Origin of the sequence: Leyella stercorea, from assembly GCF_021531355.1 — a bacterium.
In the GTDB taxonomy this organism is placed as follows: Bacteria; Bacteroidota; Bacteroidia; order Bacteroidales; family Bacteroidaceae; genus Prevotella.
Genome location: NZ_JADYTS010000177.1, coordinates 1 through 944 on the forward strand (window position 1 = coordinate 1; position 944 = coordinate 944).

1 protein-coding gene is annotated in these 944 nt (G+C 39.1%); it reads left to right on the forward strand.

The features are described 5' to 3' along the window. Positions 1-130 precede the first annotated feature (130 nt). Positions 131-781, forward strand: coding sequence for a leucine-rich repeat domain-containing protein (locus I6E38_RS14920; RefSeq protein WP_235394719.1), 651 nt, complete (start codon positions 131-133; stop codon positions 779-781). Positions 782-944 lie beyond the last annotated feature (163 nt).

Genomic DNA, 944 nt, shown 5'->3' on the forward strand with positions numbered 1-944 from the left:
TACAAAGCTGTTTTTCTAATGGCGGTCATTAGAAAAAGCTTCTTGTCATTTTCTAATGACCGATTTGGGTTAATTTTATTTACTTTTGCATCGTGTAATAAACGTTTATAAATACTAACTTTTTCACTATATGATTATCAACAGATCGTTATCCTCCTCTTTATCGAATAAGGAACGTTTCGGCTCTCTCAAGAGCCTTGTCCTTTTCGTGGTTATCGCTATCTTAGCCACAAGTAATACCTATGCCCAAGCCAGCTTCGAGACTATCGACGGCTTACGCTATCTGATAGATTCCGATGCCAAGACCGCAACGCTCACAGCAAACAATGGTGACCAGAAGTATTCTGGCGATATCGTAGTGCCGGAAAAGGTAAAGGCAAGCGATGGAGTGGAATATCCCGTCACAGCATTTGCAGATAATGCATTTAATAATTGCAAAGGATTGAAGAGCATCACAATCCCTTCTTCTGTTACTTCTTTGGGTATGAGTTGCTTTTCGGCTTCTGGCTTAACAAGCATCACAATCCCCTATTCTGTTACTTCTTTGGGTAATGATTGCTTTCACTCTTGTGATGCTTTAACAAGCATCACAATCCCTTCTTCTGTTACTTCTTTGGGCGATTATTGCTTTTCGTATTCTGGCTTAACAAGCATCACAATCCCTTCTTCGGTTACTTCTTTGGGTAAGAGTTGCTTTGAGTGGTGTAGGGGCTTGACAAGCATCACAATCCCTTCTTCTGTTACTTCTTTGGGTAACAGTTGTTTTTGTTGCTGTATTTAGAGCCTTATAACTAACCATAACTTACTATGACTAACTAACCATAAAGTATTGATTTTCAACACTCTTTGTTTTTTAATACTTTCTGAGTGCTTTTTGGCAGTTCCCGATTTTCCACATATTTTTGCAGCGTATTTCTACCGTGGAGAATTTGCGGAGCTTTTAT